The organism is Pseudomonas argentinensis, assembly GCF_001839655.2.
GTDB lineage: Bacteria > Pseudomonadota > Gammaproteobacteria > Pseudomonadales > Pseudomonadaceae > Aquipseudomonas > Aquipseudomonas argentinensis_B.
Map to the genome: position 1 here is coordinate 3446000 of NZ_CP056087.1, position 14281 is coordinate 3460280.

The following is a 14281-nucleotide window of genomic DNA, read 5'->3' on the forward strand; positions in this document are numbered from 1 at the left end:
ATGATCTACGAATTCAGTTCACGGCTCTGCGCCACGGCGCGCTCGACCCAGCGTCGCGCCTGGCCCAGGTAATGGGCGGGATCGAGCAGACGATCCAGTTCTTCAGCGGGCAGTTGCGCGCTGACCTCGGCATTGGCGCCGAGCACTTCGCGCAGGTGAACGCCCTCCTCTACCGCCTGCTTGCAGCAGTGCTCGACCAGATGGTGGGCGGCGTCGCGGCCAATGCGCTGGGCCAGGGTGATGCTCACCGCCTCGGCGAGGACCAGGCCACGGGTCAGTTCGAGGTTGGCGGCCATGCGCTCGGCATCCACTTCCAGGCCAGGTACCAGAATCAGTGCCTGCTGCAGGGCACCGGAGACCAGGCAGCAGAGTTCGGGCAGCGTCTCCCATTCGGCGTGCCACAGGCCCAGGCTGCGTTCGTGCTCCTGGGGCATGGCGGCGAACATGGTGGCGACCAGCCCGGGCGCGCGGGTAGCGGCACCGATCAGCACCGCAGCGCCCACCGGGTTGCGCTTGTGGGGCATGGTCGAGGAGCCGCCCTTGCCCGGCGCCGAAGGCTCGAACAATTCGCCGGCCTCGGTCTGCATCAGCAGGCTGAGGTCACGGCCCAGTTTGCCCAGGCTGCCAGCGATCAAACCAAGCAGGCTGGCGAACTCCACCAGGCGATCACGCTGGGTGTGCCAGGGTTGCTCGGGCAGTTGCAGGTCCAGCTCGGCTGCCAGTGCGCCGGCCACCGACCAGGCCTTGTCGCCCAGAGCCGCCAGGCTGCCGGATGCGCCACCGAACTGCAGACACAGCAGGCGCGGTTTTATTTCCTCGAGGCGCTGACGATGGCGGTCGATGGCGCCCAGCCAGCCGGCGATCTTCATGCCCAGGGTGACCGGCGTGGCGTGCTGCAGCCAGGTGCGCCCAGCCATGGGCGTTGCCCCATGGCGCTGGGCCTGCGCGGCCAGCTGTCCGCTCAGAGCCTTCAGATCCTTTTCCAGCAGCGCGATGGCCGCCCGCAGTTGCAGCACCAGGCCACTGTCCATGGCGTCCTGGCTGGTGGCGCCCAGGTGCAGGTAGCGCTCGGCCTCGGCATTGCTCGCCGCGATGCGTTTGCCGAGGGCCTTGACCAGCGGAATCGCCGAATTGCCGGCGCTGCCGATGGCCACCGCCAGCGCATCGAAATCGTAGAGTTCGGCGCGGCAAGCCGCCTCGATATCGGCCACCACCGCCTGGGGAATCACCCCGGCCGCGGCTTCGGCCCGGGCCAGCGCCGCCTCGAAGTCGAGCATGCCCTGCACGCGCCCCTGGTCGCTGAACACCTGGCGCATCGGCGCGCCGGTGAAGTAGGCATCGAACAGCTGGCTAGCGGGCCTTGAACTCATACAGCGAACACTCCATGGTCAATGATCGTGGTGCAGGTAACTGGCCTGGCGCGGCAGGCGCAGGCTGACCAGAAAGGCCAGCACCATCATGCCTGATACGTACCAGTAGAAGGTCTGTTCCATACCAATGGACTTCAGCCCCAGGGCGACGTATTCGGCCGAACCGCCGAACAGTGCGTTGGCCACCGCGTAGGCCAGACCAACGCCCAGGGCGCGGACTTCCGGCGGGAACATTTCGGCCTTCACCAGGCCGCTGATCGAGGTGTACAGGCTGACGATCGCCAGCGCCGCGATGATCAGCAAGAAGGCCATCACCGGGCTCTGCACGGTATGCAGCAAGGCCAGGATCGGCCAGGTGCAGATCGCTCCCAGGGCGCCGAACCAGAGCATCGAGGTGCGCCGACCGATACGGTCGGACAGCGCGCCGAACAGCGGCTGCATGATCATGAACAGCAACAGCGCACCGGTCATGATGCCGCTGGCGGTCTTGGCGCTCATGCCGGCCGAGTTGACCAGGTACTTCTGCATGTAGGTGGTGAAGGTGTAGAAGATCAGCGAGCCACCGGCGGTGTAGCCCAGCACGGTGAAGAACGCGGCCTTGTGGTGCTTGAACAGGTAGGCGACGCTGCCCGATTCCTGGTTGCCGATCTGGTCCTGCTTGGCGGTTTCGTCCAACGAGCGACGCAGGTAGAAGGCCACCACGGCGGCCATGGCGCCGATCACGAACGGGATGCGCCAGCCCCAGGCACGCAGCTCGTCTTCGCTCAGCGCCTGCTGCAGGATCACCACCACCAGCACCGCGAGCAGTTGCCCGCCAATCAGGGTGACGTACTGGAAGGAGGCGAAGAAGCCGCGCTGGCCCCTGAGCGCCACCTCGCTCATGTAGGTGGCGGTGGTGCCGTACTCGCCGCCCACCGAAAGGCCCTGGAACAACCGCGCCAGCAACAGCAGCACCGGCGCCAGGGTGCCGATGCTGCTGTAGGTGGGCATGCAGGCGATGGCCAGGGAGCCCAGGCACATCATCAGCACCGAGATCATCATCGAGACCTTGCGGCCGTACTTGTCGGCGACGCGACCGAACACCCAGCCGCCAATCGGCCGCATCAGAAAGCCGGCGGCGAACACCCCTGCGGTGTTGAGCAGCTGCACGGTGGGGTCATCGGAAGGAAAGAAGGCCGGCGCGAAGTAGATCGCGCAGAAGGCGTACACGTAGAAGTCGAACCATTCGACCAGATTGCCCGAGGAGGCACCGACGATGGCGAAGATGCGCTTGCGGCGCTCTTCGGGGCTGTAGTTGGAGGCTTCGTACGCCGCGCTGGCTTCAGTACTCATCATGGATACTCACTGGTAGGAAACGGAACCGTCCCTACTCCGACCCCATATGTAACTAAATGATTCGTCATTTTGGGTCACCCATCCTCACCAGGCACGGCGTCGTGGACCGTGACATGGTGAGGACAAACGAAACTGCGAAAGTAGTCTTGGCAATGGAATTGACAGCTTGGTCATGATCGTGGGAGCGGCCATGGCCGCGAATCGGGCGCATGGCGCCCTCCCACAAATGCGCGGTCTGGGTCGAGTGCCGTAGGGTGGACAACGCTCTATTTGTCCACCGGTGCGATTGCGACGCGGTGGACGGATAAAGCGCCGTCCACCCTACGACAGGCAGCTTCGTCACCATGCAAACAGCCCGTCAAACCCGCTCGATAGCCAGCGCCAGCCCCTGCCCCACGCCCACGCACATGGTGGCCAAACCAAGCTTGCCGCCGGTCTTCTCCAGGTGGTGCACGGCGGTCAAAACCAGACGGTTGCCGCTCATGCCCAGTGGATGACCAAGGGCGATGGCGCCGCCGTTCGGGTTGACCTTGGGGCTGTCGTCCGGCAAGCCGAGATCGCGGGTGACGGCCAGGCCCTGGGCGGCGAAGGCTTCGTTGAGCTCGATCACGTCGAAGGCATCGATCTCCAGGTTCAGGCGAGTCAGCAGCTTGCGCACCGCCGGCACCGGGCCGACGCCCATGATGCGCGGTGCGACGCCGCCGCTGGCCATGCCCAGCACCTTGGCGCGTGGTTTGAGGCCATACTGCTTAACCGCTTCGGCCGAGGCCAGGATCATCGCCGAGGCGCCGTCATTGAGGCCCGAGGCGTTGCCGGCGGTAACGGTCTTGTCCGGGCCGTTGACCGGCTTGAGCTTGGCCAGGCCTTCGGCGGTGGTGTCGGCACGCGGGTGTTCGTCGCGGTCGACGACCACGTCGCCTTTCCTGGTTCTGATCACCACCGGGACGATTTCCTCGGCGTAGTAACCGCGTTCCTGGGCAGCCGCTGCACGCTGCTGGCTGCGCAGGCCGAAGGCGTCCTGGTCGGCGCGGCTGACGCCATATTGCTCGGCGACGTTGTCACCGGTGACCGGCATCGGGTCGACGCCATATTGCTCTTTCATCACCGGGTTGACGAAGCGCCAGCCCAGGGTGGTGTCTTCCAGCTTCTGGCCGCGGCCGAAGGCGCTGTCGGCCTTGCCCAGCACGTAGGGTGCGCGGGTCATCGACTCGACGCCGGCGGCGATAGCCAGCTCCATCTCACCCGAGGCGATGGCGCGGAAGGCAGCACCGACCGCTTCCATACCCGAGGCGCACAGACGATTGAGGGTCACGCCAGGCACCATTTCCGGCAGGCCGGCAAGCAGCAGCGCCATGCGCGCGACGTTGCGGTTATCTTCCCCGGACTGATTGGCGCAGCCCATGAATACTTCATCGACCGCTGACCAGTCGACCTGCGGGTTACGCTCGACCAACGCCTTGAGCGGGATCGCTGCCAGGTCGTCGGCGCGTACCGCAGACAGCGCGCCGTTGAGGCGGCCAATCGGCGTGCGTACGGCGTCGCAGATGAATACCTCGCGGTTCATTCGTCACCTCCTTTCTGGCCATGGGCCTCGGCAGTACGGGCTTCCAGATCGCGCAGCGCGGCCAGTTCCTCGGCTTTCGGCGCCTCGGTGGTGGTCACATTGTCGGCGAAACGGATCTGCCAGCCGGTATTCTCGATCACCTGCTCGCGGGTCACGCCTGGATGTAGCGAGGTGACGATGAACTCATTGGTGCCGGCTTCCGGCTCCATGATGCACAGGTCGGTGATGATCGCCACCGGGCCTTCTCCCGGCAGGCCCAGGCGCTTGCGATGATCACCGCCTTCGCCGTGACCGACCGAGGTGATGAACGCCAGCTTGTCGACGAAGGTGCGGTGCCCCTGCTTGAGGATGATCAGCACCTTCTTGGCGCTACCGGCGATCTCCGGCGCGCCACCGGCACCGGGCAGGCGCACTTTCGGCGCCTGGTAGTCGCCGATCACCGTGGTGTTGATATTGCCGAACTTGTCGACCTGAGCGGCGCCCAGGAAGCCGACGTCGATGCGCCCGCCCTGCAGCCAGTAGCGGAAGATCTCGCCGGTCGGCACCACGGTGTCGGCGGTTTCGGCCAGCTCGCCGTCACCGATGGACAGCGGCAGCACGCTCGGCTTGGCGCCGATGGGGCCGGATTCGTAGATCAGCACCACTTCCGGCGCGTGGGTCAGGCGCGCCAGGTTGGCGGCCTTGGACGGCAGGCCGATGCCGACGAAGCACACGCTGCCATTGCCGAGGCGGCGCGCGGCGGCCACGGTCATCATCTCGTTGGTGTTGAAGTCGCTCATCACTTGGCCTCCCCGTCAATCTTCGCCTGGTACTGCGCAAAATCCTCGGTGCCGCGGATGTATTCGTCGATCCAGGCGGTGAAGGTTTCGCGGTCGCGGGCAATCGGGTCCCAGGCCTGGTAGAAGCGGTTGTCGCGCTCGTAGTAACCGTGGGCGTAGGACGGATGGGCGCCACCAGGCACCACGCAAACCGCGGTGATGGCCCAGGTCGGCAGCACGCAGGCGTTCATCGGCGCCTGCAGGTCGTCGACGATTTCCTCGACGGTGACGATGCAGCGCTTGGCCGCCAGGGCCGCTTCCTTCTGCACGCCAAGGATGCCCTGGATCAGCACGTTGCCCTTGCGGTCGGCCTTCTGGGCGTGGATCACGGTGATGTCCGGGCGTACGCTGGGCACCGCCGCCAGCTTCTCGCCGGTGAAAGGGCAGTCGATGAACTTGATGTCCGGGTTGACCTTGACCAGGTCCGAACCCTGGTAGCCGCGCAGCACGGCGAACGGCAGGTTGGAGGCGCCGGAGACATAGGCATTGGCCATGGCGGCGTGGCTGTGCTCGCTGATTTCCAGCTTGTGCGGCCAGTGCTTCTCGACGGCATCGCGCAGCCGCTGCAGCGAACCGACACCGGGGTTGCCACCCCAGGAGAAGATCAGCTTCCTGGCGCAACCGGCACCGATCAGCAGGTCGTAGACCAGATCGGGCGTCATGCGCACCAGGGTCAGGTCCTTCTTGTTCTGCCGAATCAGCTCATGGGAGGCAGCGGTCGGAATCAGGTGGGTGAAGCCTTCGAGGGCAAGGGTGTCGCCGTCGTGAACGAAGCGTTCGACCGCTTCGCGCAGGGAGAGAATCTCAGCCATGGTCGTTCTCGTCTTGTTGCTCTGGATACCGTGGGCGGCGATTAGCCGTATGATCCAAGGTACTCATCCAGTAGGCAGCTAACAATCCGATAATCGACTATCCGTTCGATAATCGAACAACGTTTGCATGGACCTGCAATTTAACGCGACACACCCAAAGACCGAAAACCACTTGTCCACAGGCATAAAAAAGGGCGACCGAAGTCGCCCTTTCTGTGGATTACCCGAACTTAGTTCTGGTTTTCCATCTGCGCACGAATCAGATCACCGATGGTGGTCGGACCGGAAGTTTCAACTTCCTGCTTGCGCATTTCCTTGATGGCTTCTTTTTCGTCTTCAACGTCTTTCGACTTGACGGACAGGCTGATCACGCGGCTCTTGCGATCGACGCTGATGATCTTGGCCTCTACTTCTTCGCCTTCTTTCAGAACGTTGCGCGCGTCTTCAACGCGGTCACGGCTGATTTCGGAGGCTTTCAGAGTGGCTTCGATGCCGTCGGCCAGGGTGATGATGGCGCCCTTGGCGTCAACTTCCTTCACGGTACCGCGAACGATGGTGCCCTTGTCGTTGACAGCAACGTAGTCGGAGAACGGATCTTCTTCCAGCTGCTTGATGCCCAGGGAGATGCGCTCACGCTCCGGGTCGACCGACAGGATGACGGTTTCCAGCTCGTCGCCCTTCTTGAAGCGACGTACGGCTTCTTCGCCGACTTCGTTCCAGGAGATGTCGGACAGGTGAACCAGGCCGTCGATGCCGCCGTCCAGACCAATGAAGATACCGAAATCGGTGATCGACTTGATGGTGCCGGAGATCTTGTCACCCTTGTTGAACTGACCGGAGAAGTCTTCCCATGGGTTGGTCTTGCACTGCTTGATACCCAGGGAGATACGACGACGCTCTTCGTCGATGTCCAGAACCATGACTTCCACTTCGTCGCCAACCTGAACGACTTTCGACGGGTGGATGTTCTTGTTGGTCCAGTCCATTTCGGAAACGTGTACCAGGCCTTCCACGCCTTCTTCCAGCTCTGCGAAGCAGCCGTAGTCGGTCAGGTTGGTCACGCGCGCCATGACGCGGGTGCTTTCCGGGTAGCGCGCCTTGATGGCAACCCATGGGTCTTCGCCCAGTTGCTTCAGGCCCAGGGAAACACGGTTACGCTCGCGATCGTACTTCAGAACCTTGACGTCGATCTCGTCGCCAACGTTGACGATCTCGGACGGGTGCTTGATACGCTTCCAGGCCATGTCGGTGATGTGCAGCAGGCCGTCGACGCCACCCAGATCCACGAATGCGCCGTAGTCGGTGAGGTTCTTGACGATACCCTTGACCTGCTGGCCTTCCTGCAGCGATTCCAGCAGCGCTTCGCGCTCGGCACTGTTTTCGGCTTCCAGGACGCTGCGACGGGAAACGACAACGTTGTTGCGCTTCTGGTCCAGCTTGATGACCTTGAACTCGAGCTCTTTGCCTTCCAGGTGAGTGGTATCACGCACCGGACGGACATCGACCAGGGAACCTGGCAGGAACGCACGGATGCCGTTAACGTCGACAGTGAAGCCGCCCTTAACCTTACCGTTGATAACGCCCTTGACCACTTCCTCAGCGGCGAAAGCTGCTTCCAGAACGATCCAGCACTCGGCGCGCTTGGCTTTTTCGCGGGACAGCTTGGTTTCACCGAAGCCGTCTTCGACCGCGTCCAGCGCTACGTGTACTTCGTCACCGACCTTGATGGTCAGCTCGCCTTGTTCGTTGAAGAACTGCTCCAGAGGGATGACGCCCTCGGACTTCAGGCCAGCGTGAACGGTAACCCAGTCGCCGTCGATGTCGACCACGATGCCGGTGATGATGGCACCCGGCTGCATGTCGAGGGACTTCAGGCTTTCTTCAAAAAGTTCTGCAAAGCTTTCGCTCATGTTGATTCCTGTAGGGGCGGGCGGGGATTCGCCCTGCTCCGCATTCCAGACAATGCGGGTTTATTCATATAAAAAGAGGCCTACGGGACTGGGACTGGTCTCCCGTATGCCTCCCTTGCGAGCCGAAATTGGCTCTTTTCAACCGGCGAGGTCGCGATTGGCGACTTCGCTCAGGATTCTTTCCAGCACCTGCTCGATGGACAACTGGGTGGAATCCAGCTGGATTGCGTCGGCTGCCGGCTTGAGCGGAGCCACCGCACGCTGGGTATCACGCTCGTCGCGCGCCCGGATCTCATCGAGAAGACTCGCGAGATTAACATCATCGCCCTTGGCCTTCAACTGCAGGTAACGCCTATTGGCACGTTCCTCGGCGCTGGCGGTGAGAAAAACCTTCAGCGGCGCGTCTTCGAAAACCACCGTACCCATATCCCGCCCGTCGGCGATAAGCCCCGGCGCTTCGCGAAAGGCGCGCTGGCGCTGCAACAGGGCCTCTCGCACGGCAGGCAGTGCGGCAACCTGGGAGGCACCGGCACCGACGGTCTCGTTGCGAATGGCGTCGGTCACCTCCTCGCCCTCGAGAATGATGCGCTGGGGCTTGCCGTCGCCGGCTGCGAGGAACTGCACGTCCAGATGGGCGGCCAGCAGCTTCAGCGACTCTTCGTTGCTCAGATCGACGCCATGATTACCCGCGCAGAACGCCAGCAGGCGATACAGCGCGCCGGAGTCGAGCAGGTTCCAGCCCAGCTGCTTGGCCAACAGGCCGGCAACCGTGCCCTTGCCCGAGCCGCTCGGTCCGTCGATGGTGATCACCGGCGCATTCAGGTTCATTGCTTGTCCTCCACGGCGACACGCATACCCACCTGCCCGGCCAGGGCCAGGAAGTTGGGGAACGAGGTGGCGACGTTGGCGCAGTCGTGGATGCGAATCGGCGCAGTGGCGCGCAGCGAGGCGACGCTGAAGGCCATGGCGATACGGTGATCACCGTGGCTGTACACGTCGCCGCCGCCGATGCGCTGGCCGCCGTCGATGATGATGCCGTCCGCGGTCGGCTCGACCTTGACGCCCAGGCTGGTGAGACCATCGGCCATCACCTGGATACGGTCGGACTCTTTCACCCGCAGCTCTTCGGCGCCGCGCAGCACGGTGCGGCCTTCGGCGCAGACGGCCGCGACGAACAGCACCGGGAATTCATCGATGGCCAGTGGCACCAGCTCCTCGGGAATCTCGATGCCCCTGAGCTTGGCGCCGCGCACGCGCAGATCGGCCACCGGCTCGCCGCCGACTTCACGCGGGTTCTCCAGGCTGATGTCGCCGCCCATCAGGCGCAGGATCTCGATCACGCCGATACGGGTCGGGTTGATGCCGACATGCTCGAGCAGCAGGTCGGAACCTTCGGCGATGGAGGCCGCGACCAGGAAGAAGGCCGCCGAGGAAATGTCCGCCGGCACTTCGATGCGGGTGGCGGTCAGCTTGCCGCCGGCCTGCAGAGAGGCCACCGGGCCATTGGACTCGACCGCATAGCCGAAGCCGCGCAGCATGCGCTCGGTATGGTCGCGGGTCGGCGCCGGCTCGGTCACGGTGGTGACGCCTTCGGCGTACAGGCCGGCGAGCAGCAGGCAGGATTTCACCTGGGCGCTGGCCATCGGCAGGGTGTAGGTCAGCGCCTTGAGCTTGCTGCCGCCACGAATGGTCAGCGGCGGACGGCCGTCCGGGCCGGTCTCGACCACCGCGCCCATTTCCCGCAGCGGATTGGCCACGCGGTTCATCGGGCGCTTGGACAGCGAGGCGTCGCCGGTCATGGTCACGTCGAACGGCTGGCCGGCCAGCAGGCCGGAGAGCAGGCGCATCGAGGTGCCGGAGTTGCCCACGTAGATCGGGCCGGGTGGCGGCTTGAGGCCGTGCAGGCCGACGCCATGGATGGTCACGCGGCCATGGTGCGGGCCTTCGATGACCACGCCCATGTCGCGAAAGGCCTGCAGGGTCGCCAGGGCGTCTTCACCCTCCAGGAAACCTTCGACCTCGGTCGTGCCCTCGGCCAGGGAGCCGAGCATGATCGAGCGGTGCGAGATGGACTTGTCGCCCGGTACGCGGATGCGGCCGGCGACCTTGCCGCCAGGATTTGCCAGAAAAATCAAATCGTTCGAGTGCATAGCGTCCACATAGGCCCGGCGGGCCAGTATTTTGCTGAAATGTTCGCGGGCCACCCGGGCGCGGGTGAATACGCCCAGCAGATGATGCCCGTCCCCTGCGTCGACCGCGTCGCGCAAGGCGTCGAGGTCGTCGCGAAAAACATCCAAGGTACGCAGCACGGCCTCGCGGTTGGCGAGAAAGATGTCGTGCCACATGACCGGGTCGCTGCCGGCGATTCTCGTGAAATCGCGGAAGCCGCCGGCGGCGTAGCGGAAGATCTCCAGGTTTTCGTTGCGCTTGGCCAGCGAGTCGACCAGGCCGAAGGCCAGCAGGTGCGGCAAGTGGCTGGTGGCGGCGAGTACCTGGTCGTGGTGTTCGACCTGCATGTGCTCGACATCGGCGCCCAGCTCGTGCCACAGCTGATCGACGCGCTGCAGCGCTCGCGCGTCGGTCTGCGCCAGCGGCGTGAGGATCACCTTGTGGCGCTTGAACAGCTCGCCATTGGCCGCCTCCACCCCGCTCTGCTCGGAGCCGGCAATCGGATGGCCCGGCACGAAGCGCGCCGGCACGCCGCCGAACACCGCGCCGGCAGCGCGCACCACATTGCCCTTGGCGCTGCCGGCATCGGTCAGGATGGCACCACCCAGATCCAGCTTGGCCAGTTCACCGAGCACACGCTCCATGGCCAGGATAGGAACGGCCAGCATGATCACGTCGGCGCCCTGACAGGCGGCAGCCAGTGCTTCTTCGCAACGGTCGACCACGCCAAGCTCGACGGCCAGGCGCCGCGACCGCGCATCCAGGTCCACGCCCACCACTTCACGGCACACACCGCGGGCACGCAGCCCCTTGGCGAAGGAGCCGCCGATCAGCCCGAGGCCGACCACCACCAGGCGCTCGACCAGCGGCTGCATGGCTGCAGTGCGTTGCGTCACGCGTTCAGCACCTTGCGCAGCGCTTCCAGGAAGCGGGCGTTCTCGGCCGGCAAGCCGATGGAAACGCGCAGGTGGTTGGGCATGCCGTAGCCGGCGACCGGGCGCACGATCACGCCTTCATGGAGCAGGCCCTGATTGATCGCCGCGGTATCACGGCCGAAGTCGATGGCCAGGAAGTTGGCCTTGGACGGAATCCAGCCCAGGCCCAGCTCACGGCAGCCTTCCTGCAACTGCAGCATGCCGGCGGTGTTCACCTCACGGCTGCGTGCCAGGTATTCGGCATCGTCGAACGCAGCACAGGCCGCGGCCAGGGCGAAGCTGTTAACGTTGAACGGCTGGCGAACGCGGTTCAGCACGTCCGCCACCTCGGGCCGGCTCAGGCCATAGCCGACGCGCAGCGAGGCCAGGCCATAGGCCTTGGAAAAGGTGCGCGACACCAGCAGGTTGGCGTGCTCGGCCAGGTAATCCAGGCCGTCTGGCAGCTCGTCGCCGTCGGCGTATTCGATATAGGCCTCGTCCAGCACCACCAGCACGTTTTCCGCCACGGCGGCGAGGAAGTCGCGCAGCGCCTGCTTGCCGAACCAGGTGCCGGTCGGGTTGTTGGGGTTGGCGATGAACACCACGCGGGTATTGGCATCGATGGCCGCCAGCATGGCCGGCAGGTCATGGCCGAAATCCACCGCCGGCACGACCTTGGCCTGGGCACCGACGGCCTGGGTGGCGATCGGGTAAACCGCGAAGGCGTGCTCGCTGAACACCGCGTTCAGGCCGGGCGCCAGGTAGGCACGGGCCACCAGCTCGAGGATGTCGTTGGAGCCGTTACCCAGGGTCACCTGGGCGGTGGTCACGCCACAGCGCTCGGCCAGCAGGGTTTTCAGGGCGAAACCATTGCCATCGGGATAACGGGTCAGCTCGTCCAGCTCGGCACGGATCGCGGCCAGCGCCTTGGGGCTCGGGCCCAACGGGTTTTCGTTGCTGGCCAGCTTGACGATGCTGGCCGGGTCCATGTTCAACTCGCGGGCCAACTCGTCGACCGGCTTGCCTGGCACGTAGGGGGACAGTTTCTGTACGCCTGGCTGGGCCAGGGCGATGAAATCACAAGTCATAGCTGCAAGCCTCAAGCTATAGCCACAAGCTGGAAGCCAGAACGCTGCTCACTTGCAGCTTGTGGCTTGCAGCTTGCAGCTGCTGATTAAAGTACCGCCTTGGGGTAGGAGCCCAGCACCTTGAGCGCCACGGCTTCCCCATTGATTTTCTCCAGCACGTCCTTGATCAGCGGGTCGCGGTGGTGGCCGACAAAATCGATGAAGAAGGCGTAGGTCCACTTGCCGCTGCGCGACGGGCGGGTTTCGATGCGGGTCAGGTCGATGCCGTTCTGGTGGAACGGCACCAGCAGCTCGTGCAGGGCACCGGGCTTGTTGCGCATCGAGACGATCACCGAGGTCTTGTCGTCGCCGGTGGGCGGCACTTCCTGGTTGCCGATGATCAGAAAGCGCGTGGAGTTGTCCGGGCGATCCTCGATCTTCTCGGCCAGGCGGGTCAGGTCGTACAGGTTGGCGGCCATGTCGCCGGCAATCGCCGCCGAGTTCCACTCGCTCTTCACCCGGCGGGCGGCATCGGCGTTGCTGGAAACCGCCACGCGCTCGACGTTCGGGTAGTGGGCGTCGAGCCACTTGCGGCACTGGGCCAGGGACTGGGCGTGGGAATAGATGCGGGTGATGCGGTCGGTCTTGGTGGCATCGCCGACCAGCAGGTGGTGGTGGATGCGCAGCTCCACTTCGCCGCAGATCACCAGATCGTGCTCGAGGAAGCTGTCCAGGGTGTGGTTGACCGCGCCCTCGGTGGAGTTCTCCACCGGCACCACGCCGAAGTTGACGGCGCCGGCCACCACTTCGCGGAACACTTCGTCAATCGCCGCCATGGGCTGGCTGATCACCGCGTGGCCGAAATGCTTCATCGCCGCCGCCTGGGAGAAGGTGCCTTCCGGGCCCAGGTAGGCGACCTTCAGCGGGTTCTCCAGGGCCAGGCAGGAGGACATGATCTCGCGGAACAGCCGCGCCATGTCCTCGTTGCCCAGTGGGCCGCGGTTGCGCTCCATCACCCGCTTGAGTACCTGCGCCTCGCGCTCGGGGCGGTAGAACACCGGCACCTCGCCCTCGGCCAGGGTCGCCATCTTCACCCGCGCCACCTCTTCGGCGCAGCGCGCACGGTCGCTGATCAGCTCGAGGATCTTCTCGTCCAGGCTGTCGATGCGCAGGCGCAGGGCCTGCAACGCCTGATCGGTATTGGCGTCGTTGCTCATCAGGCGTGCTCCTTCTCGAACTCCGCCATGTAGGCAACCAGCGCCTCGACCGCATCCACGCCCACGGCGTTGTAGATGGAGGCGCGCATGCCGCCCACCGAACGATGACCCTTGAGATTGAGCAGGCCGCGGGCATCGGCGCCAGCCAGGAACGGCTTGTCCAGGCGCTCGTCCGCCAGGCGGAACGGCACGTTCATCCACGAGCGGGCGTTCTTGGCGATCGGGTTGCTGTAGAACTCGCTGGCGTCGATGGCCTTGTACAGCAGGTCCTTCTTGGCCTTGTTGCGCTGCTCCATGGCGGCGACACCGCCCTGCTCCTTGAGCCATTCGAACACCAGACCGGACAGGTACCAGCTGAAGGTCGCCGGGGTGTTGTACATCGAGCCGTTATCGGCGGCTACTTGATAGTTGAGCATGGTCGGGCAGCTGCTACGCGCGCGGCCGAGCAGGTCTTCGCGGATGATCGCCACCACCAGACCGCTGGGGCCGATGTTCTTCTGGGCGCCGGCGTAGATCAGGCCGAATTTGGAGATGTCCACTTCGCGCGACAGGATGTCCGAGGACATGTCGACCACCAGCGGCACGTCGCCAGTCTCGGGGATCCAGTCGAACTGCAGGCCACCGATGGTTTCGTTGCTGGCGTAGTGCAGGTAGGCGGCGTTCCTGGACAGCTGCCACTCGTTCTGCCCGGGGATGGCGAAGTAATCGTAGGGCTTGGCGCTGGCGGCGACGTTGACGTTGCCGTAACGGCGCGCCTCTTCGATGCTCTTCTTCGACCAGATGCCGGTGTCGATGTAGTCGGCGGTACCGTCTTCGGGCAGCAGGTTGAGCGGAATCTCGGCGAACTGCTGGCTGGCGCCGCCCTGCAGGAACAGCACCTTGTAGTCGGAGGGAATGCTCAGCAGGTCGCGCAGATCCTGTTCGGCCTTTTCGGCGATGGCCACGTAGTCGTCGCTGCGGTGGCTCATTTCCATGACGGAAAGGCCCTTGCCCTGCCAGTCGAGCAACTCGGCCTGGGCGCGCTGCAGAACGGCTTCGGGAAGCGCGGCCGGGCCGGCGCAGAAGTTAAAGGCTCGCTTGCTCACAATTCACTCTCGCTTGACTG

Annotated in this window: 11 protein-coding genes; all 11 read right to left on the reverse strand. The window is 64.5% G+C overall.

The window, feature by feature from the left end; genetic code table 11:
* Positions 1–5 precede the first annotated feature (5 nt).
* Entirely contained in the window at positions 6–1370 is a 1365-nt protein-coding gene (locus SA190iCDA_RS15370; RefSeq protein ID WP_070886252.1) for a 3-carboxy-cis,cis-muconate cycloisomerase, read from the reverse strand.
* An 18-nt stretch (positions 1371–1388) separates the two neighbouring features.
* Complete coding sequence (locus SA190iCDA_RS15375; protein ID WP_070886571.1) at positions 1389–2702, reverse strand: MFS family transporter; 1314 nt, start codon at positions 2700–2702, stop codon at positions 1389–1391.
* Between the two features lie 361 nt (positions 2703–3063).
* Positions 3064–4269, reverse strand: coding sequence for a 3-oxoadipyl-CoA thiolase (pcaF, locus tag SA190iCDA_RS15380; RefSeq protein WP_070886253.1), 1206 nt, complete (start codon positions 4267–4269; stop codon positions 3064–3066).
* Positions 4266–5048 carry a CoA-transferase subunit beta gene (locus SA190iCDA_RS15385; protein WP_070886254.1) on the reverse strand — a complete coding sequence of 261 codons (783 nt, stop codon included), beginning with the start codon at positions 5046–5048 and terminating at the stop codon, positions 4266–4268. Before SA190iCDA_RS15385 ends, pcaF begins: the two co-directional genes overlap by 4 nt.
* On the reverse strand, positions 5048–5899 hold the full coding sequence (locus SA190iCDA_RS15390) for a CoA transferase subunit A (RefSeq protein ID WP_070886255.1): 852 nt from the start codon (positions 5897–5899) through the stop codon (positions 5048–5050). The genes SA190iCDA_RS15385 and SA190iCDA_RS15390 overlap by 1 nt, the downstream gene beginning before the upstream one ends.
* 230 nt (positions 5900–6129) lie before the next feature.
* A complete protein-coding gene (rpsA, locus tag SA190iCDA_RS15395; RefSeq protein ID WP_013791124.1) occupies positions 6130–7809 on the reverse strand; it encodes a 30S ribosomal protein S1 in 1680 nt (559 codons plus the stop codon).
* Positions 7810–7947: 138 nt separating this feature from the next.
* Positions 7948–8637 (reverse strand): (d)CMP kinase, encoded by a 690-nt coding sequence (gene cmk, locus SA190iCDA_RS15400; protein ID WP_070886256.1) that lies wholly within the window; start codon positions 8635–8637, stop codon positions 7948–7950.
* A complete protein-coding gene (locus tag SA190iCDA_RS15405) occupies positions 8634–10853 on the reverse strand; it encodes a bifunctional prephenate dehydrogenase/3-phosphoshikimate 1-carboxyvinyltransferase (RefSeq protein ID WP_070886257.1) in 2220 nt (739 codons plus the stop codon). The genes cmk and SA190iCDA_RS15405 overlap by 4 nt, the downstream gene beginning before the upstream one ends.
* A gap of 17 nt (positions 10854–10870) precedes the next feature.
* Positions 10871–11980 (reverse strand): histidinol-phosphate transaminase, encoded by a 1110-nt coding sequence (gene hisC, locus SA190iCDA_RS15410; protein ID WP_070886258.1) that lies wholly within the window; start codon positions 11978–11980, stop codon positions 10871–10873.
* Positions 11981–12066: 86 nt separating this feature from the next.
* Positions 12067–13176, reverse strand: coding sequence for a prephenate dehydratase (pheA, locus tag SA190iCDA_RS15415; RefSeq protein ID WP_070886259.1), 1110 nt, complete (start codon positions 13174–13176; stop codon positions 12067–12069).
* On the reverse strand, positions 13176–14261 hold the full coding sequence (gene serC / locus SA190iCDA_RS15420) for a 3-phosphoserine/phosphohydroxythreonine transaminase (protein WP_070886260.1): 1086 nt from the start codon (positions 14259–14261) through the stop codon (positions 13176–13178). The genes pheA and serC overlap by 1 nt, the downstream gene beginning before the upstream one ends.
* Between the last annotated feature and the right edge of the window lie 20 nt (positions 14262–14281).